Here is a 20,576-nt window from a genome sequence, read left to right as displayed (position 1 = left end):
CACCAAATCTTTCATAGACCTCATAATCTGCACATGACTAATCTCTCTCTTTCTCCCCATATTACATTTTACTAAGGTGGCTATGACATTTTCGTTGTTAGATATTTCTGCATTGGTGTGGTTTATCGTTTCTTGGGCTGGCTACACCGCCTTTGCCCGTAGCAAGGCGAGAGATACCGACTGTATTGCCCGTGGTCTGCATAAGCATAGAATTTACTGGATGCTTGAGGTGATGACCCGCGGTGTGCGCGTGGGTGATGCGGCACTACTGGCCAACCTTGAGCGCAATATTGCTTTTTTTGCCTCGACCACGCTGTTTGTGCTTGCGGGTGTACTGACCTTATTCGCGCAAGTTGAACGACTAGAAAGTGTTATTGCGACGATTCCCTTCGCTACGCCACCGAATCATGCGCTGGTGCAAGTCAAGTTAGCTCTGTTAGTCGGCATTTTTGTGATGGCCTTCTTCCAGTTTACTTGGTCAATGCGCCAATACGGCTTTGTGAACGTGATGATAGGTGCGGGTCCTCTGGACACCGATGGCTCAAATGACAATCTCAAAGCCTATGCAAGACAAATGGCGACAGTGCAAGATCAAGCGGCACACTCCTATAACTATGGTTTACGTGCCTATTACTTTTCAATGGCGGTATTGTGCTGGTTTGTACACCCGATACTCTTTATCTCGGCCAGCTTATTTGTGGTCGCAACCTTATATCGCCGCGAATTCAAGTCCCGTGCCGTTCTGGCGATCACGGCAGCGAAGGGCCATCTCCAAATAGAGAGCCAAGTGCGCGAAACCGCCCGCAACTACAAAATAGAATCATAGCCTTGGCGGTTTAGGCCGCTAGCGTCATCTTGATTGGAATTATTGTTCTATACTCTTTGGGTCATGTTTCTATTGAATTACTGGGAGAGTGCCATGAGCGATAACTTATTAACCTTAGATGAAGTGTGCAAAATGTTAGATAAAACACCTGCGACCATCAAACGTTTCGCCCGAGAGAATTTACTCTCGAGTGTTCAAGACGGTGACGAATTGAAATTCCCAGAAGCGGAAGTGAAACGCTATCTCGCCTTTTCACAACGCTTAGGCTAAAACGCATTAGGCAACTCACGGCAAATAAAGCGGGGTAACCGCTGCTTAAGTCGCTTGAGTTTGAGTTTGTGAAAGTGGCTTGAATGTAAATGCAATACTTAAGTTTAATTACAAGGCTTAAGTTTAAGCCGTCGATAACGAATGAAAACAACCTATGAATACAACATGGACAGTAAAACTCAAAGGGATTTGAACTAAGCCATAGCGGTTTGTTGCGAGGGAGTGGTTAGCCGGATTTAGCGGTGCAAAGCATTAAACTGACACCATTAAACTTAAGCCACTAAACTTTAAGCTATGAATCCCACAAGATTGAACCATCACTGATCATTTAAAGCCTGCTGCAACTGCCGATAGGATAACCACTCCCGCTGCGTTTCACTTAAACCCAAATCGGCGGCGAGTTGTTGCAATTGAACTTCATACTTAGGCAACAGGGTTTCATCATTGGTCATAATCGCGAGTTCAGCAAAATCCCCTAAACCTTCGATATGATCGATTGTTAGATGAAACTCACCCAGAAAATAGATACTGCGGCGCTTTTTAATTTCCAGTACGCATTCATAACCTAAGGTATGCAGCATACTTTTTGCTTTTGTTGCTTCAGTGATATTAACGGCTTCACAGCGGTCTTTTTCTGGCCCTTTCACTATCCACAGCATTATCCCCGATGGCTGCATCTCACGGATACACAAGCTCTTGTGCTCACCTTTAAGTGACTGTGATGGCAGATCAAAGTAACAGTCATGCTCAAGGTTATCCTCGAGCATGACCTCGGGATTTCTCATTTGTAAGGCAGTGAAAAAAGCGTGGCGATCCAATAAGCGATATTTAAGCTCGACCTCAAACTTACCATTAAAATGAGCATTAATTTGTGGGGCTAATGCTTCTGGCATCGCAGGGTTCATAGATTCATATCCGCTTTTAATGAGTAAAATATATCGCTATTTATAATATTGAGCGCCAACATCTTAATTCCAAAAGATTAAATCCAAAACCTTAAGCGAGTCTTTGGTACAAGGCCTGATACTCCACACTGTCTTCAATTAAGCTCTGGTGAGTACCAGACGCAATAATCTTCCCCTGACCGAGTAGATGAATGTGATCCATCTTCGCCATAGCAGTTAAACGATGGCTAATCATAAGTAAGGTTTTATCCTGAGCAAATTCAAACAGTAAACTTAAAATTTCCCGCTCGGTGCGTTTATCTAGCCCTTCGGTTGGCTCATCGAGCAATAACAGCGGTGCATCACGCAGCAGCGCTCTTGCTACACCAATACGGCGCTGCTCGCCACCCGAAAGCTGACGTCCACCTTCACCAATCCACCTATCCAGCGGTTTATCACCCGTGAGTAAAGCGCCAAGCCCAACCCGCTGTAACACATCAATCAAGCGTACGTCGTGGGCCGTGCGTTTCTCGCCTTCGATAACAGGTAGCGCTAATACTAAGTTTTCCCGCAAAGTACCTGCAAACAAATAGATGCGTTGACTAATCACAGTAATCGCATCCCTAAGACCGCGCTCGCTGTACTCTGAAAGTGCATGACCATCGAGCTTGATGTGCCCTTGCTGCGCTTGCCATTCTCGGGTAATCAGCGTCAATAAGCTCGACTTACCGCACCCCGTTGGCCCAAGTAACGCGACTTTTTGCCCGGCTTTTATCTCAAGGGACAAACCTTGCAGCACGTTTTGATCGTCTCGATAACCAAAGTGGATACCTTCAATCTGTAATGCGCCAGATTTTGCCCTCAGGCCTGTATCGACAGCAAATTGAATATCGGCCTTTTGTTCAGTGATTTCATTAATTCGCGTTGCGGCCAATACGCAACCTGACAAATGCTGAAACGCGCCCGCGATTGGCATCATCATCTCGACACAGGCCATAGTCGCAAACACCATAAGTGCAAACATGGGCCCCGGCGGCACGGCATCACCCACACCTTGAGCGGCCAAATACAAAATCATGATCAAGGCTGAACCCGTGGAGAGGAGCAACACGGCTTGGCTGAGTGCAGTAATATTGGCCATCGCGCTTTGGCTGCGAAAAAGTGCAACTTCAGCATCATTCAGTTTTTGCCTGAATCTGTCGTTCGCGCCAAATAGACTGAGTTCGGCTTGGCCTTGCAACATATCCAGCAACTGCACCCGATAATGACGCTTGGTTTCGAGCATAGTCCGGCTCGGCCCGTGTCCAAGGCGATAAAATAGCAGTGGCATCACCAGCCAAACAACGACTAAGAATAAGCAAAGACTCAGTGCCAGCTTGGCATCGAACCAAGCAAGAAACAGATACAAGAGCCCCGTCATCAGAAGGGATGCCGCCATAGGCGTGAGCAGTCGCAGATATAGATGATCTAGGGTATCGATATCGGCCACTAAGCGATTGAGCATGTCGCCACGGCGTAGCCCCTGCAGATTTTTAGCACTGAGCGGCAAGAGTTTACGCCACGCCCAAACACGAAGTTCAGTCAGCAACTTAAAGGTCGCCTCATGGGTCGCTAAACGCTCGCCATAACGACTAGCTGTTCGGGCAATTGATAAGAAACGTACCCCGCCCGCAGGAGTGAAAAAGTTAAAGGACTGCGCCGTAACTATAGTCAAACCCGCGACCGCGGTAGCGGAAAGAAACCAGCCCGAAAGTGACAGTAAACCTATGCCAGCCATCAAAGTAATAATGGTCAGCAGCAAGCCCACGGACATCATCAGCCATTGACGCGAGAACAATCGAATAAAGGGGATCAGCACTTTCATTGGGCATCTCCTTTAGTAGACTCGGCGGCAATGTCGAGTGGAGCGTCACTATCAAGCTGCGTCTCACTTGCGCTGGCCGATAACGGTACAAGTTCAATATCCGCCACGGACTCAATATTCTCGCGCAGTAAAGTTTGGAATAAGCCGTTTGTGTTAGACAAAGTGGTGTAATCGCCCCGCTGCACTATCAAGCCTTTATCAAGCACAAGAATAGTATCCATTTGATCTAACTGATCTAATCTGTGGGTCACCATAATGCACATCTTACCCGCCATGGCGCGATTCAGCGCAGAACTCACCGCCTGCTCACTCTGGCTATCTAAACTAGCTGTGGGTTCATCGAGGACAAACAAACTCGCCTGCTGCCCAAGCGCCCTTGCTAAAGCAATACGTTGAGCTTGGCCGACGGATAAACCGGAAGATTGCTCACCGACCGGCGCATCTAAACCCAGTGGTTGCGCCTTAACAAAGTCACTGATATTGGCCTCAGCCAGTAAGTGCCACAGCGTATCGTCGGGCAGAGTGGGGGCGGCTAAGGCCACGTTATCCCGCACTGTGCCATGAAATAACTGCGGTTCCTGTCCAAGCCAAGCTAAGTGCTGTCGCCAATGGGCTAAGTCTAATGCGGATAACTCATGGCCATTAATCAACAAATGGCCCTTGTAGGGTAAAAATCCCAACAAGGCGTTGAGTAAACTGGTTTTACCCGCCCCACTCGGGCCAACTAAGGCTAAGCGTTCCCCCTCTTTTAACTCAAAACTCAGCGGGCCAAGTAAACGCGTTCCATCGACACTGAACACCTCAAGATTGTCGGCACTCAGCGTCTCTATGCTATTGATACGGACGTGGCCGGCAAATTCAGGTTCCGGATGTTCGAGCAAGGTAATCAAAGCTTCTGCCGCGCCTATAGCCTGCGCCTTAGCATGGTAATGAGTCCCCATGTCGCGCAGCGGTTGATAAAACTCAGGAGCTAAAATCAGAATAAATAGCCCAGTAAATAGGCTGAAAGGAATACCACCCATGTCAGGATCTGTACTTGAGCTGATATTGGCATGGGCGCCATAGTAGCCAAAATCTAAGTGACCTAAGTAACTGAAACCAAAATAAACCGCCAAAACAGCAATCGATACCGCGGCAAAAAACTCTAATACCGCCGAGCTTAAAAATGCCATGCGTAGCACCGACATAGTGCGGCTACGAAACTCTTCTGAAGCACTCGCGATCACCTTAAGCTCGGCATCACCACGGTGGAAGAGTTTCAACGTGCTTAAGCCTTTTAATCTATCCATAAAATGGCCGCTCAATCTTGCAAGCGCACTGAAGTTCTTGCGATTAGCATCAGCAGCGCCCATGCCAACTAAGATCATAAACATAGGGATTAATGGCGCTGTGAGTAACAGGATTAAGCCTGCCGCCCAGTTAATCGGGAATACCGCCGCTAAAATGAGTACGGGAATAAAACCAGCAAGGCTGATTTGCGGAAGGTATCTGGCATAAAAATCTTGTAAATCTTCGACTTGCTCTAAGACTATGCTTGCCCAACTCCCTGCGGGTTTACCTTTAATAAATGCCGGACCTAGCTTAGTCAACTTGTCCATCACTGCCGCGCGAATATGGCCACGTAGACGCTTACCCGCCTCAAAACTGGCGCGTTCACGCCCATAAGCCAGCAAGGCACGCAGTAACATCAAGGCAATTAGCGCAATAAAATGAGGTGTATAGGTATCAATACTCACGCTGGAACTGACCGTTTGGGCATTGTCAGTTAGCGGTATAACTTGCCCTATGATCACACCATCCAGAATCGTCGCGATAATATAAGCCTGCGCCACCATAGCGACGGCGCTTATCATCCCAAGCCATAACGACAATTTAAGGAACAGGCCACAGGCTTTTTTCTGGGCTTTAAGCCAAACAAGAAGGGATTTTTCTAACGACTTATCCATGGTGCTCCAACAAGAAAACAATTAAGCGACTCGTAGCGGGGATCGACTATCGATAACAACTCAGTTTAAGGGGCTTGCAACAGCTAAAAAGTTCCGATAGGGACGCAGTATCGCAGGCATCTACAACAGATGAAACCCTATCACAGACTTTTGCTAGCGGACTCACAAAAACGAGCTAAAGATAAACAAATCCCTGAGTTAACGGAACTTTCCCTAGCACTAGCCTGTTTGGGAAAACTTAGGTAGCATGAACCTCTTTGTATTCATTACCCTCTACCTATGCCAAATAAACATGCCGGTTTTACCCTGATTGAACTCGTTGTGGTCATAATTATTCTAGGTGTATTGGCCGTAGTTGCTGCGCCTAAATTCATTAATATACAATCAGATGCCTATAAGAGTCAGCTATCTGGTGCACAGGCTTCGATGAAATCCGCCGTCACCTTGTTTAAAGCTAAGTCGGAAATTGCTAACAGCGGCACCACCAATCGAGTCGTTTACGACGGGATCCGTGGCGAAAACTACCAACCTTGGGCTGCCAGCGCCAGCGGTACAGCCCCAAGCGCCGATTACACTACGGCGCCAGAGATCTTTAAGGCTGCAGGGCTCAATGTCGATGAATGGTCCTATCGAATCCATACTACTGGCGGCACCTACCAAGTCATTGCCACACCGAAGCAAAAACTGAACCTTGACACGCCGACTCAGGCGCAAGTCGAAGCGACAAATTGCTATATCGACTACAAGTGGGAAACGACGGGAATCCCCACCTATAACAAGGTCGACACAGGTTGCTAGAACGACCTTAAAGCTGAAATATAATAGAAAAACAGCGAGCTAACCTGAGGTTATCTCGCTGTTTTTTTAGCGTCACATTTTACAGCCAAACGATTTTTAAAAACTTAACCCTCACTGCACTGCGCCGTATTTCACTAACACATGCCAGAGTAACTTAAGTTCGTGGGCGACTTGGGCACGGTTACCGCGGTCGCGCCAATGCTGGGGTGAATGATATAAATCCCGCGCGGCCACACCTATGGCATGGGCATCGACTCTGTCTTCTATGGCGATACGATTAGCCAGCGATGGCATAGTTGGCCCGCGAAAATCGTTCGGGATCTGCGCCGTATGTAGGCTAAAACCATCATGATATTGCAGCTCGATATCATATCTGTCGCAAATTTTACTTAAGCTGGCGCCAATATCAGTGCCTTTAAAACTTGGATCGGCCACCAGCATGGCGATATCTTCATCGAGGGAAACATCACCGTGGATCTGCGCCTCGATATAATGATCGAGATTATTCGATAACGGCCGCTCGAAACGTGACAGCAAGGAAGTATTGAGCTGATGTCCCAAATAATGAATCACATTTAGCGGCTTAAAGTCAGATTTGCCTAAGGCATAGTGACGCTCAAAACTCTCGGTCAGCAGCGCCGCTAACACATCATCGAAGCATGATAGCGTGCCCTTTTCTTTCGGATTGCGGTACGAGTCGAGATAACAAAAGGTCGAACGTGCCATCACGCTGGCGTGGGTCAGTAAATAGCAGCTACCAAAACGCGGCGCGGGGCCGTCCTGCCACATGCCTAGATCGAGTGCGCCATATTTAGGCCGAGATTTAGTGCCCTTATACACATCACCAAACAGCTGATTTTCCCAGTGATCCCTTGGGCCACCTAACTCAGGTGACAACTGACCATTGGAAATATGAGTCTCAAACTGGCTGCGGTATTGACCATCGCGCAGTAAACCTTCGGCAACCGTCATACCACGGCTATCAATTCTATCGGGATGAAAATGCAGCGCAATTCGGCCACAGTTGAGCAATTGTTTAAGCGCGAGTTGCATCTCATGCATAGGGATATTTGACATCTGCTGCACATTTTTAATCACAGCGACGGCTTGTTCACTGCGTCCTCGTGCAAGGCGTTCAATATGCTGTATCGCTGTCATAATCCACCTATAAATGAGAGGCGTTTAACCGTTCCCACAATGCCTCATCCTAAAATAAACGTGAGATAAATCGCAAGCATGCAGAGAACTGCTCTTAAGCCACTCCATCTAAATGACTAAGTTAAACATGAATGACTCAGTTAAACGTAACCGTGAAAACACTCAATAATTCTTTCGCTCGGTTCATTGTTAAAAATTCAGCGAATAACATCAATCACGAACTGCACAGATAGCTAAACCAATTGAGTCATTGATTAATTCTACTCCAATCGACTTTAGTTTATACCACTCTCATTATTGTAGCGTGATCTACGGCTAACTCATTCTAACTCTAGATAAAAAAATGCCTATGACTTCAATTGATATTATGAACTAAGCTTAATAGTCATCTTATTCCTTGAAATCAATTAACTTCCATAACCTCAAACTCTGCCATCTAAACTTGCGCCTAAAAGATAAGCGAGGCCGAGTGAAAGCCGCCGACAAGCGATTTATGTGCCAATATGAATGAAACCCAACCCAAAAACCTTTATTAGATGGCACTTAAAGCCCTGATCCTGTAAGCTGCACGCCCGCCAGCAGACCTGGCTATTGACCATAAATGCAGCACAGTGTTGCCACAAGAGACCAATCTATGAGTTTTACCTCCCTGGGCTTATCGGCCCCGATACTTAAAGCCGTTGCCGAACAAGGCTACGACACACCTTCGCCAATCCAAGCTCAAGCAATTCCCGCTGTGCTTCAAGGCAAAGATGTGATGGCGGCCGCCCAAACAGGAACAGGTAAAACAGCAGGTTTCACCCTACCTATGCTCGAACTCCTGAGTAAAGGTAACCGTGCCCAAGCAGGCCAAGTGCGCGCATTAGTGTTAACTCCGACACGCGAATTGGCAGCTCAGGTTGCAGAAAGTGTTGAAACCTATGGTAAGAATTTACCACTGCGCTCAGCGGTGATATTTGGTGGCGTGCCTATCAATCCACAAATCGCAAAATTGCGCCACGGTGTCGATGTATTAGTCGCGACGCCTGGTCGATTGATGGATCTATATAATCAAAAAGCGGTGAAATTCAGCCAGCTTGAAATCTTAGTGTTAGATGAAGCCGATCGCATGCTCGACATGGGCTTTATCCGCGACATCCGTAAGATCCTAGCCATTTTACCTAAGCAACGTCAAAACCTGATGTTCTCAGCCACCTTCTCCGATGAAATTCGTGAGCTGGCAAAAGGCTTAGTCAATGATCCAGTCGAAATTTCGGTCACGCCACGTAACGCGGCGGCGACCACAGTAAAACAATGGGTTTGCCCAGTTGATAAGAGCCAAAAATCGGCACTCTTGATCCAACTCATCAAGCAAAACGATTGGCAACAAGTGTTAGTATTCTCGCGCACTAAACATGGTGCTAACCGTCTGGCGAAAAGCCTTGAAGAGGCAGGTATCAAAGCCGCCGCTATCCACGGTAACAAGAGCCAAACCGCCCGTACTAAAGCCTTGGCCGACTTTAAAAATGGTCAAGCTCGCGTACTGGTTGCAACCGATATTGCTGCCCGCGGTTTAGACATAGACCAATTACCACAAGTGGTTAACTTCGACTTACCGAACGTGCCAGAAGATTATGTGCATCGTATCGGCCGTACTGGCCGCGCTGGCGCATCGGGTCAAGCCGTGTCACTGGTAAGTAACGAAGAAATCAAACTGCTAAACGATATCGAGCGTTTAATCAATCGCGTATTAGACCGAGAAATGGTTGAAGGCTTTAACCATGAATTGCCAGAATCACGTTTGGGTGGCGGCGGGAAAAGTAGCGGTAAATCAGTACCAAGCCGTAGAAATACCCGCAGCTCAAACCAACCTAGCTCACGCGATGGTGCCCCAAGAAGCGCCGAGCATAAAGATGGTCAACGCAGCGGTGACGTCGCGCGCGGTCACAAGCCAAACGACAAGAATCCAAGACACAGCGGCGAAGCCAGTAGCGCACCCCGCAGTGATGCCAAACCTCGTCCACCACGTTCAAACGATGGCCGAGCCAATAGCACAGGCGCTAGTCGTCCAAGTGAAAGCCGTTCAGGTTCTGGCGAAAATCGTGGCCAAGCGGGTGAGAATCCTTACGCCAATGGTCCAAAGAAAAACACCCGTCGCCCAAATAATGGTGCGAGTCGTCCAAGACACTCACAGGATTAATGCAAAAGCTAAGCGAACTTGCTTAGCGATTTAGCCGTATTAAGTCCTAAACAGAAACGCCCAACTCCGTATGGAATTGAGCGTTTTTGTTTGTCTTAGTTTGTCTTTATCGATACTTAGCTCGTTATCTACGCTTTGAACAATAATCGGCTTGAACAATCACTGCCTTAAACAACAGCCTAAAACGGCAACCTAAGCTAATTCGCCTTTGTATCTGGCAACTGCTGCAGGACTTCATCCGTAAAATAGGGTTCATCTTCAACCCAAAAAATGTAGTCTAAGCCTAGGTAATTTTGCGCAAAATCCAACAGCTCAGGCACAGTATTCTTTTTACCCGTTTTAGGATTAATCTGCCGTAAATTACCGTCTTGCACCGCCATACCTTTCACCAGTGTCGCTGGGTACTCTTGAATAAAGGCATAACTTTGTGCCATATGACTTTTACGGTAAGGCATCAGATCTGGGCCACCCACACCCATGTTGAGCGATTTGGCTTGCGCAAATAAGCCTCGCATATAGCCTTTGTCATTCCATGGCAGCCATTCGTCTGGCAAAAAGTTCAAATACACCATAGCGGTTGAATGCTGAAATGACTCAGCTAATACCTGCATATTCTCGCCAATCGCATCGATATAGGCTTTAGGATTAAAATCACTGGGGAAGGTAGTCGTTCCATCGGCGTTTTCAGTCCCCACATCAATTGAGCTTTCACTAAAGTTAATGCCCGCAATTTTCCCATCAAACTCTTGGCCTAGCTGGCGCACCAATTGCTGATAACGCGCACGCACTGAGGGCTCCCACATTTTGGCTGACCAGCCATACTCATCATCCGTCACCAGTTTATTGGGATCACGCTCTGGTGCACTCAACATGCTTTGCTTCAACACACCGCCTTGATAAATAGGATCATCGAGCAAATAACGCGGCACATTGACTCTGGGCGTAAAGGATTTCTCTTGCAGCTGGATCCACAATTTTTTGCCTATCGAATCGAGATATGCAATATCGGCCCTAATCGCGCTGAAATCATATTCGCCCTGCTTAGGCTCTAAACAGCGCCAAGTATAAACAATCTGCGCACCGCCAAAACGGGGATCGCGCAGCGCCTTGTCGGCACGAATGTTTTCTCCGTTGGCCTCACGATGGTTAATGTAGATGAAGTGGTGTAACGGTTGCGACTCTGACTTAGACTCAGGTTGCGGCTCTGGCTGAATTGATGCAACGCTCGCTGCGCTTAAAAAGATGCTTAGTAAAATAGTCCATCGAAACATAAATACTCCAAACCGATGCAGCCTTATCACCTGACAAAGCCGTTAATCCGCTCATTTATTTTTTACTCAGAATCACTTCTAACACAGGCAAGCTGAGGGGCATATCAATTAAGCAGACAAATACAAAGTGTTACTTAATCGCCCAATAAGATTCGAGGTGAAGTAGACACAAAGGTGTAGTGACTACCGCTATAAAACCCAACAAAAAAGGGAATAAACCTGAGTTTATTCCCTTTAAAAGTGAAGTGAATTAAATCGAGGTACGATTCAACTCAAGCTAGGCCAAGCTTACTTCATTGGCCAAGCGCGGTAAGATTTACCTTTAATGCGGCCGCCAGTAATTTTGTTCAGCGCTTTCTTGGCAACCTTACGATTAACGGCCACATAGGCGCGGTAATCGGTCACTTGGATTTTACCCACCTGCGAGCCTTCGATACCGTTTTCGCCTGTCAGCGCGCCTAAGATATCCCCTGGACGCAGTTTTTCTTTCTTACCGCCATCGATCTGCAAAGTGATCATGGTTGGCGCTGCAGGCGTGTTGCCGAGCAGGCTTTCTGATGGCAGTGATTCGCTGGTAATTTCGCGCTCTAAATACTCTTCTAACAAGGCAATCTTGTAACCGTCTTGGTCGTTATAGAAGGTATAAGCGGCGCCTTTACTGCCCGCACGGCCAGTACGACCGATACGGTGAATGTGGACTTCGGTGTCGTAGGCGACGTGATAGTTAAACACGGCATCCAGCGCATCGATATCTAAACCACGGGCGGCAACGTCAGTCGCCACTAATACACAGGCACTCTTATTAGCAAATTGCAACAGGGTTTCGTCCCTGTCTCTTTGCTCTAAATCACCGTGCAAAGCCAATACGCTAAAGCCTAAACCTTCAAGCTCATCGGCCACTTTTTGGGTTTCACGTTTTGTGTTACAAAACACCACTGCGCTTTCAGGCTTATGTTCTAACAACAATAATTGCAGCGCTTGCATACGCGCCTTGTCATCATCTAAATGATAGAAATGTTGGGCTATGCTCAAGCTGTCGTGATGACCTTCAACTTTAACCATGCTTGGGTCATACATGATTTGCTTAGCAATCGATTGAATTTGCTCAGGGAACGTCGCGCTAAATAGCAACGTCTGACGCTCACGTGGCGCTTGCTCGATAATCGCATCAAGGGCGGGTTGGAAGCCCATTTCTAACATGCGATCGGCTTCATCGAGCACTAACATGTTGAGATTGCTTAAATCTAAGCGGTTACGATCTAAGTGATCGACAATACGACCCGGCGTTCCCACGATAATGTGCGCGCCGTGTTCCAGCGAGCCGACTTGTGGCCCCATAGGCACGCCGCCGCAAAGTGTCAGTACTTTAACGTTATGAATACCACGGGCAAGGGTACGGATTTCCTGCGCCACTTGGTCGGCCAACTCGCGGGTTGGGCATAACACTAAGGTTTGAATGCGAAAGCGTTTAACGTCTAACTTGTTCAGTAACCCTAAGCCAAAGGCGGCCGTTTTACCCGAGCCAGTTTTACCCTGACCTATCACATCCTGCCCCGCTAAAATGGGTGGCAAACTTTGCGCCTGAATTGGCGTCATCTCGTTGTAGCCCATAGAAGAAAGGTTCTCAAGCAGTTCGGGTTTTAGCTTAAGAGTCGAAAAAGCCATTGATGGATTAGGCTTAGTATCAGAGTTGCTCAAGGTGAATATCCTGTGGTGGGTAACGAAGCGGCTGCTAGGTTACTGAAATTGCGTTACTTATCGATTAAACTGGTCTATCAAGATTCAGGTTAGTTTTAGGCTAGCTTGAGTTTAGATTTAAGCTCTAGGCTCGCTCAACCCAAAAGCACGGCTATTGTAGCAACAAAGCGCGGCTTTTGCCTCAAGTCCTTAAGCAATAGACATAGCAGACGTAAACAGCAACAAAAAAAGCCCTGTAGGAATTCAGGGCTTAGGCTTGGATTTAGAATTAGCTCAGCGTGGCAGATTTAACAAATTACGCGATGTGGCCGAAACGCCCTTCTTGATAATCGCGGATCGCCTGCTGAATTTCTGCTTGGGTGTTCATCACAAAGGGACCCATTTGGACGATTTTTTCACGGATAGGTTTACCCGCAAACAGTAACATCCCAGCGCCGCGCTCATCGGCTTTAAACTTAAGCACACTTTGGCTATCGAGCACTAAAAACTCGCCCTGATGATATGACCACTGTGAGTCTTCACCTTTACTTAAGTCACCTTGGTACAAGTACAAGGCGACAAACTCGTGTTGAGACAAATCAAGCGTGGCCTCAGCATTTGGTGCTAGGCTCAGATCGGCAATGGCTGCTTCGCCCGCTAATCCTTGGATGGTCGCACTAATAAGCGGTTGATCTTTAAAGCCCCAATCACCCGCTAAGGCTTTTAAGCTAGCGCCAGTGTTACTGGTCACTTCAACGCTCGCGCTACCCGCGGTATCTTGATACTTCGCTGGACGCAACTTGTCTTTGGCGGGCATATTGACCCAAATTTGGAATCCATGCAGACCATCGACAGCATCGGCAAGTGGCATTTCAGAATGCACTACACCGAACCCGGTACTCATCCACTGCACATCGCCGGCACAAATCGCCTTCACATTACCCATTTGGTCACGGTGCTCAAAACCGCCCTTACGAATGTAAGTGAAGGTCTCCATCCCGCGATGAGGATGTGCGGGGAAGCCACCAATAAAATCTTGTTCATCATCGGATTTTATTTCGTCGATCATCAAGAAAGGATCAAATTTAGTCGTCACAAAATCGGCGACACGGCGAATATTGACCCCATCGCCATCCATCGCGGCTTTGGCGGAAAACTGACTAAATACTTTCATTGCTGCTCTCCTATCGGTTGAGCAAAGCGATACGTGAAACGCCAAGACCGTACAGCTAACACAAGACGCAAACGCTTTGCTGATGCAGGCAGAATAACAAGGAAGTTTACAAAAGAATAACGCGAAATCACGGCCTAAACATTCGAAAAAATAGAACGGTATGCAGGAAGGAGCGAGTAACCTAGTGTTCTAACTGGATAATAAAGTAGTGGTTTAGTTGCCAAATCTCGCACTTCGGATTTGAACTCGTGGCTATCAAAAATAGCGTTAACATAAAAATCAAACCTTAAATCTGAATGAAATAACTCCCATTCATTAAAAATGTATTTCCGCACACTGTATACGAATACAACCAACACAAAACATACTATAAAAATCTAATTTAGTTCATTTAGAAACAATGAGGATTTAACAATAATCACTGTTTACCAAGTAAAATACATAGCGAATTACTGAAGTCTAATAAGAAATAATAAATTATTACATTTGTTTCAATATAAGCTTACTGACATCTGCCCACTTATCGGGAGACCATACGAAATAAATAAAAATCAAAAAATTTACAATTAGCAACCAAATCTATTACTTTTAGAGTTCATGGATTAATGTGATTACAGGAAGTACAATGAAACGCTTATTTATACTTTTAGCTTTACTCATTTCCACTACAGCATCTAGCGCAGACGAAACCCATGGTTTCTCTGCAGGCTTGGGTTTAGGCTCAACAGAAGACTATGGGGGGATTACCCATTATGACTTTGCCTATCGCTATCAATTCACCCCAGATTGGGGAGTTGAAGTAGGTTACACACCATTTCAAAGTGAGCCTTTTACCGCAGCAATACATGGTGTTTTTGACGATTACATATTGGAGAACTCTTATTCCTCTCGGCTTGCTGGCACATATACATACCAAATATCAGCAAGACATAATGCGATATTTAAGGCCGGATTATCTCAATCTAAAGCTAATTATCAATTGAATGACTACGGAAATAGTGGTGATGATGTTATTACTATAGATGAGTATTCAGACGATGGATATGGCTTATATGCCGCATTAGGTTGGCGTTGTCGTTTTTATAATGGCTTCGAAATTATGACAACATTAGCCTACCAGGATTCTGGAGTATTTGAAATGACGAGCTTCACTGTAGGAATAGGCTACAGCTTCTAAGGCTATAAATTTAAAACCTTAATGCCAGTAAATACTGGCATTATGTTTCCAATAAAAATTTAATTTAGAATTCTAGAAAAAATCCATTTTCATCATAATTAATTACGTTATTTCTATTAACGCTATATAAAATTTATAGCAAATGCTGAAGAAAAACTTCCCATTCCACAGCTGATTAAACTATATCCTATAACTATATCTCCTAAGAATAGTCATCTTATATTCACTGAAGACACTATTTTAAGAAAATACCTACACATAAAAAACGCTATTGCAGATTGGCAATAGCGTTATATTTAAGATGACAAGTTAATAAGTCTAAAGTCTCATCATTATTCTCTGGGTCATCGAATTTATTTTTAGTAACTTACTCCGCCCATTTGCCCATAGTGCATCTATCATTACTGCCAAAGTCTCGCACTGTGGCGACATTCTCGTAGCCGAGTTCGATAAGCTTAGCTCTGAGTTTTACAGCTTGCTCAAAACCATGTTCGAGCAGGATATAGCCGTTAGGCTTTAAGTAATCTCGGGCAGTGTTGGCAATATAATAAAGATCGGCAAAGCCTTCCTCGGCGGCGGTTAACGCGCTTTGGGGCTCGAAACGCACGTCACCTTGGTGCAAGTGTTCGTCTGATTCATCAATATAGGGCGGATTTGAAACGATTAAATCAAAGTCCCGTGACTTTACGGCACTGAACCAGTCACTCTGGAGAATTTCGACCTGTGGCAGCTTTAAGTTCTCGCGGTTCGCGATAGCCAAAGCCACGGCATCATCGACTTTATCGACCGCGGTGATTTGCCATGACTCACGCTCAGACGCCAACGCCAGCGCAATCGCCCCAGTGCCTGTGCCTAAATCGAGCACTTTGGCGTAGGTGGAAAGCGGCATGTTCAAGGCGGTTTCAACCAGAATTTCCGTATCAGGACGCGGGATCAAAGTGGTGTCGTTGACGATAAAAGGCAACGACCAAAATTCGCGCTCACCGACAATATGTGCCACAGGTACGCCTTTTTGGCGTTTCTGTACCATTTGCTGGAAGCGTTTCCACTGTTCAACCGTTAGGGATTTTTCAGGCCAAGTATACAAATAGCTTCGGCTTTTATTGAGGCAATATAACAACAAAACCTCTGCATCCAAATGAGCGGATTCAGAGGTTGATGCTAACTGCACATAAGCCCATTGCAGGGCTTCGGCTATGCTAGATTGATCTGACAAAATTACCCCTGCTCGTCAGCCAGTGCGGCTAACTGATCGGCTTGATGCTCTTGCATCAGAGGCAATAAAATAGCATCGAGATCGCCTTCCATTACTTCGTTCAAGCGATATAAGGTCAAGTTGATGCGGTGTTCGCTCACGCGGCCTTGCGGGAAGTTATAAGTACGTACACGTTCGGAGCGATCGCCACTAGCAACCAGACTACGACGGGTCGATTCTTCAGCGCTACGGCGTTTTTCGTCTTCAACAGCTTGAATACGTGCGGCCAGTACACTCATAGCTTGGGCACGGTTCTTATGCTGCGAACGTTGATCTTGGCATTCCACCACGATCCCAGTAGGAATATGGGTGATTCGAATAGCTGAGTCAGTTTTGTTAACGTGCTGACCACCCGCACCCGATGAACGATAAGTATCAACTTTCAGATCGGCTGGATTGATTGAAATCGCTTCCGCTTCAGGCACTTCGTGAAGTACCACAACAGTAACCGCTGAAGTATGCACACGTCCTTGGGATTCGGTTTCTGGCACACGCTGTACACGGTGGCCGCCGGATTCAAACTTAAGTTTGCCGTATACGCCGTCACCGCTGACCTTCATGATCACTTCTTTAAAGCCACCATGTTCACCTTCGTTACAGCTCATGATTTCAATCTGCCAGCGATTCGCTTCAGCATAACGGCTGTACATGCGGAATAAATCACCGGCAAAAATAGCCGCTTCGTCACCGCCTGCACCAGCGCGGATCTCAACGAAGGCATTTTTATCGTCGTCAGGATCTTTTGGCAATAATAGAATTTGCAATTCGTCTTCGAGCTGCTCGAGTTTGGCCTTAGCGGCTTTCATCTCTTCCTGCGCCATTTCACGCATTTCAGCATCGTCTTCTTCCAGCATTTCTTTGGCAGAATCGAGATCGGCCTGCGCTTGCTGATAGGCTTTAAAGCCAGCAACAACGTCTTCTAACTGGGCGTATTCTTTCGATAACGCACGAAACCTGTCTTGATCAGAAATGACGCTAGCATCACCCAGCAAAGCCATGACTTCTTCATTGCGCTCGAGCAAGCCTTCCAGCTTGCGGATAACGGATTCCTTCATTTAACTCGCTAACCTTAGTTTTTATCTAATCCAAGCGCTGATCTTAACTGACCGAGAGTATTCAAATCCCCCTGACGACTCGCTGCCGTGAGGGCCTGTGTCGGTGCGTGGATAAGTTTATTGGTCAGGCGATTGGCTAGTTCAATCAATACCTGCTCAGTGTCTGAACCCTGGGCTAATTTATTCAGGGCGCGTTCCACTAACTCATCTTTTACCGCCATGCTCTGGCTGCGATACTCGCGAATACTGTCGACCGACTCTAAAGAACGGATCCAATCCATAAATAGGAAAGATTGTTCTTCAGTAATTACTTCAGCTTGCTCGGCGGCTTCTTTTCGAGAAGCCATATTCTGTTCAATAATGCTATGCAGGTCGTCCACTGTATACAGAAACGCGTCATCCAAATCGGCGACTTCCGGCTCAATATCCCGGGGAACTGCTATATCAACCAATAACATAGGTTGATGGCGACGCTGCTTTAGCGCTTTTTCGACCATGCCTTTACCTAGGATAGGCAGAGGGCTGGCGGTAGAGGATATCACGATATCGGCTTTTGGGAGATAATCTGGTATCTGCGCCAGTGTAATTGCTGTTGCGCCAAACTCCTCACACATGCCTTGGGCACGTTCTAACGTTCGATTTGCTACGACCATTGAAGCCACGCCGTTGTCTTTAAGATGCTTCGCAACCAGTTCTATGGTTTCACCCGCACCAATTAACAGCACTTTAGTGGTCGATATCGATGAGAAAATATGTTTCGCCATGCTTACCGCGGCAAATGCCACTGAAACTGCGGCGGCGCCAATTTCAGTGTCAGTGCGGACTTTCTTAGCGACTGAAAAAGTATTCTGAAAGAGTCTATCTATGGTTAGCGCAACCGTACCAGCCTCTTTAGCCTTAACAAACGCTTGCTTTACTTGACCGAGAATCTGCGGCTCACCAAGGATCAAAGAATCGAGCCCAGAGGCTACGCGCATCAAATGCCTGACGGCATCTTGACCATGATAGTTATAGAGACAAGGTGCTACATCCTCATGATCTAGGCCGTGATATTCTTCAAGCCACGCAATAATGTCGGCCTCATCGCCGTTGTTGCAATACAACTCAGTGCGATTACAGGTCGAGACAATAACGGCTTCACCCGAGCGTGTACGACTGGCCAGACTCTTCATAGCGTCATGAATTTTGTCCGGAGAGAAGGCGACTTTCTCACGCAGGTCTACCGTGGCTGTTTTATGGTTAATACCGATTGCTACAAGGCTCATCTGACTCTTTCTAGATTCTTGGCGACTCTCTTAATAAGGGCATTCTACTGAATTGGCCCAACTAAAAACAGAATACGCTTAACAAAACCGAATAAAGGTCTAACTTCTTACCTAAATTTTCTATCAATAATAGGTAAGGCAAAATTTGCCCCAAGGGAGCAAATCTAAGTGACCGCCGATGGAAATTTTACGTTTGGCATTGGTATTCTTTCCAAGCCCTCGTATCATAAGGACTTTGGTATATCAGTCATAGATGAATAATTTGAAGCGCCTCACAAAAACCATTTTCTCTTGTTTTACCTTAAGCGCCCTACTCTTACTGGCGGGGTGTGAAACTTTGCCGCCGATGACTGACTTAAGCCCAATCACAGTCAATGATGCGCGCCAAGCCAAAGCTTGGGAATTACAGGGAAAACTAGCGATAAAAACTCCCGACGATAAACTCAGTGCCAATATCTACTGGCGCCACAGTGAAGATCGCGATGAACTCACACTCACGACTATGCTAGGTACAACGGTGTTGACGCTTAATTCAACCTCAAACTCTGCCCATTTACATATCGATGGCAAAGATTTTCGCGACGATAATGCCCAGCGTTTACTCGAGCGCGTCAGCGGTTGGTCCATCCCCTTGGCCGATTTACCTTTATGGATCACCGGCCAAGTTGGCCCGAATGACCAAGTACTGGAAAGCGATAGCCAAGGCAAACCCAAACAGCTCACGAACACTCAAACCCCACCGCCTTGGCAGGTCACATTTTTAAGTTGGCAATCCCAGAGCGGCGCCAACGTGCCCCATCAATTAAAGCTTGAGCGTGGTGACTTACAACTCAAATTGCAATTGAATCAATGGCAAGCCCTCGGCAAGCCTGCAATCATACTCGAAGAGAAACCTTAGCATGCCCGCAGCAATTTCACGCCATTGGCCAGCACCAGCAAAGCTTAACTTATTCTTACACGTGAATGGTCGCCGCGCAGATGGTTATCATGAACTGCAAACCTTGTTTCAGTTTATTGATTACTGTGACATGCTCGATTTTAAGGTCACTGAAACCGCAGAACTGATTTTGCACTCCAATATCTCTAATGTTGTCGCCGATAGCGATAACTTAATTCTGCGAGCCGCAAAATCATTACAACAAACCACAGGCTTTAGTGGCGGCGCCGAAATCTGGTTGGATAAACGTCTACCCATGGGCGGAGGTTTAGGTGGCGGCTCGTCAGATGCTGCCACCACCTTAGTGGCACTGAACACATTATGGAACACCCAATTATCGACCGAAGAACTGGCTAAAATCGGCCTTAAACTTGGTGCCGATATTCCTGTTTTTATTCATGGTTTCGCCGCTTTTGCCGAAGGTGTAGGTGAACGCTTACAAGCGGTAAATCCGAGTGAGCCTTGGTACTTAATCATCGCACCCGATGCCCATGTATCCACCGCTGAAGTATTCCAAGATCCACTTTTACCACGTGATACCCCGAAACTGGCCATAGATACCTTAATGAACCAACCTTGGGCAAATGATTGTCAAAAACTAGTCGTTTCTAAATACCCTCAAGTTGCCAAGGCATTAGGCTGGCTGCTAGAATATGCGCCGTCGAGAATGACAGGAACAGGCGCATGCGTGTTCGGGGAATTCACACAAAAGCAACAAGCTCTCGCAGCCTTGGCGAAATTACCGTCTGAAATGCAAGGATTTGTTGCACAAGGGATGAATCTTTCGCCGCTCATCACGCGACTCAGTCACCCTTAAACTACTTTCTTCTAGAGTAACCA

17 protein-coding genes are annotated in these 20,576 nt (G+C 46.6%); 7 read left to right on the top strand and 10 right to left on the bottom strand.

Annotated elements, in window-relative coordinates:
- Nucleotides 1-82 precede the first annotated feature (82 nt).
- Nucleotides 83-826, top strand: coding sequence for a DUF599 domain-containing protein (locus L5L91_RS06635; protein ID WP_263235952.1), 744 nt, complete (start codon nucleotides 83-85; stop codon nucleotides 824-826).
- Nucleotides 827-919: 93 nt separating this feature from the next.
- Nucleotides 920-1,096 (top strand): helix-turn-helix domain-containing protein, encoded by a 177-nt coding sequence (locus L5L91_RS06630; RefSeq protein WP_006082937.1) that lies wholly within the window; start codon nucleotides 920-922, stop codon nucleotides 1,094-1,096.
- Nucleotides 1,097-1,413: 317 nt separating this feature from the next.
- Here the strand turns inward: L5L91_RS06630 and cyaB are convergent, their stop codons facing one another.
- From cyaB to cydD, 3 genes are all read right to left on the bottom strand, one after another.
- A complete protein-coding gene (gene cyaB / locus L5L91_RS06625) occupies nucleotides 1,414-2,001 on the bottom strand; it encodes a class IV adenylate cyclase (protein ID WP_263235950.1) in 588 nt (195 codons plus the stop codon).
- Between the two features lie 91 nt (nucleotides 2,002-2,092).
- Nucleotides 2,093-3,844, bottom strand: a complete 1,752-nt coding sequence (cydC, locus tag L5L91_RS06620) for a heme ABC transporter ATP-binding protein/permease CydC (RefSeq protein ID WP_263235949.1) — start codon at nucleotides 3,842-3,844, stop codon at nucleotides 2,093-2,095.
- Nucleotides 3,841-5,790 carry a heme ABC transporter permease/ATP-binding protein CydD gene (cydD, locus tag L5L91_RS06615; protein WP_263235948.1) on the bottom strand — a complete coding sequence of 650 codons (1,950 nt, stop codon included), beginning with the start codon at nucleotides 5,788-5,790 and terminating at the stop codon, nucleotides 3,841-3,843. Before cydD ends, cydC begins: the two co-directional genes overlap by 4 nt.
- 279 nt (nucleotides 5,791-6,069) lie before the next feature.
- Between cydD and L5L91_RS06610 the strand changes: the two genes are divergently transcribed.
- Nucleotides 6,070-6,588 (top strand): type II secretion system protein, encoded by a 519-nt coding sequence (locus tag L5L91_RS06610; protein WP_263235947.1) that lies wholly within the window; start codon nucleotides 6,070-6,072, stop codon nucleotides 6,586-6,588.
- A gap of 111 nt (nucleotides 6,589-6,699) precedes the next feature.
- Here the strand turns inward: L5L91_RS06610 and L5L91_RS06605 are convergent, their stop codons facing one another.
- A complete protein-coding gene (locus tag L5L91_RS06605; protein ID WP_263235946.1) occupies nucleotides 6,700-7,746 on the bottom strand; it encodes a DUF3626 domain-containing protein in 1,047 nt (348 codons plus the stop codon).
- 634 nt (nucleotides 7,747-8,380) lie between these two features.
- Between L5L91_RS06605 and L5L91_RS06600 the strand changes: the two genes are divergently transcribed.
- A complete protein-coding gene (locus L5L91_RS06600; RefSeq protein WP_263186801.1) occupies nucleotides 8,381-9,925 on the top strand; it encodes a DEAD/DEAH box helicase in 1,545 nt (514 codons plus the stop codon).
- Nucleotides 9,926-10,122: 197 nt separating this feature from the next.
- Here L5L91_RS06600 and L5L91_RS06595 read toward each other — a convergent pair whose 3' ends face one another.
- From L5L91_RS06595 to L5L91_RS06585, 3 genes are all read right to left on the bottom strand, one after another.
- Nucleotides 10,123-11,196 (bottom strand): hypothetical protein, encoded by a 1,074-nt coding sequence (locus L5L91_RS06595; protein ID WP_263186800.1) that lies wholly within the window; start codon nucleotides 11,194-11,196, stop codon nucleotides 10,123-10,125.
- A gap of 288 nt (nucleotides 11,197-11,484) precedes the next feature.
- The gene (gene dbpA, locus L5L91_RS06590; RefSeq protein WP_263175849.1) at nucleotides 11,485-12,861 is read right to left on the bottom strand and encodes an ATP-dependent RNA helicase DbpA; all 1,377 of its coding nucleotides are present in this window, start codon (nucleotides 12,859-12,861) and stop codon (nucleotides 11,485-11,487) included.
- A 328-nt stretch (nucleotides 12,862-13,189) separates the two neighbouring features.
- Nucleotides 13,190-14,047, bottom strand: a complete 858-nt coding sequence (locus L5L91_RS06585) for a pirin family protein (RefSeq protein WP_263235944.1) — start codon at nucleotides 14,045-14,047, stop codon at nucleotides 13,190-13,192.
- Between the two features lie 625 nt (nucleotides 14,048-14,672).
- On the opposite strand from L5L91_RS06585, the gene L5L91_RS06580 reads away from it, so the two are divergent.
- Nucleotides 14,673-15,224, top strand: coding sequence for a porin family protein (locus tag L5L91_RS06580; RefSeq protein WP_263235942.1), 552 nt, complete (start codon nucleotides 14,673-14,675; stop codon nucleotides 15,222-15,224).
- Between the two features lie 367 nt (nucleotides 15,225-15,591).
- Here L5L91_RS06580 and prmC read toward each other — a convergent pair whose 3' ends face one another.
- The 3 genes from prmC to hemA are packed head-to-tail and all read right to left on the bottom strand — an operon-like array spanning nucleotide 15,592 to nucleotide 18,799.
- Nucleotides 15,592-16,440, bottom strand: a complete 849-nt coding sequence (gene prmC, locus L5L91_RS06575; protein WP_198571870.1) for a peptide chain release factor N(5)-glutamine methyltransferase — start codon at nucleotides 16,438-16,440, stop codon at nucleotides 15,592-15,594.
- Between the two features lie 2 nt (nucleotides 16,441-16,442).
- Nucleotides 16,443-17,534, bottom strand: coding sequence for a peptide chain release factor 1 (gene prfA / locus L5L91_RS06570; protein WP_131523734.1), 1,092 nt, complete (start codon nucleotides 17,532-17,534; stop codon nucleotides 16,443-16,445).
- 14 nt (nucleotides 17,535-17,548) lie between these two features.
- The gene (gene hemA, locus L5L91_RS06565; RefSeq protein WP_028761678.1) at nucleotides 17,549-18,799 is read right to left on the bottom strand and encodes a glutamyl-tRNA reductase; all 1,251 of its coding nucleotides are present in this window, start codon (nucleotides 18,797-18,799) and stop codon (nucleotides 17,549-17,551) included.
- A 253-nt stretch (nucleotides 18,800-19,052) separates the two neighbouring features.
- Between hemA and lolB the strand changes: the two genes are divergently transcribed.
- Both lolB and ispE read left to right on the top strand, forming a co-directional pair.
- Nucleotides 19,053-19,697: a lipoprotein insertase outer membrane protein LolB gene (gene lolB / locus L5L91_RS06560; protein WP_113939046.1), complete on the top strand. Its 645-nt coding sequence runs from the start codon at nucleotides 19,053-19,055 to the stop codon at nucleotides 19,695-19,697.
- Between the two features lies 1 nt (nucleotide 19,698).
- Nucleotides 19,699-20,553, top strand: coding sequence for a 4-(cytidine 5'-diphospho)-2-C-methyl-D-erythritol kinase (ispE, locus tag L5L91_RS06555; protein WP_198571871.1), 855 nt, complete (start codon nucleotides 19,699-19,701; stop codon nucleotides 20,551-20,553).
- The last annotated feature ends 23 nt before the right edge of the window (nucleotides 20,554-20,576 follow it).

The sequence above is a fragment of the Shewanella sp. SM55 genome, assembly GCF_025654025.1.
GTDB classification, from domain to species: Bacteria; Pseudomonadota; Gammaproteobacteria; order Enterobacterales; family Shewanellaceae; genus Shewanella; species Shewanella oncorhynchi.
Note: the sequence above shows the minus strand (reverse complement) of the source record. Positions and strands in the feature narration are given on the sequence as shown.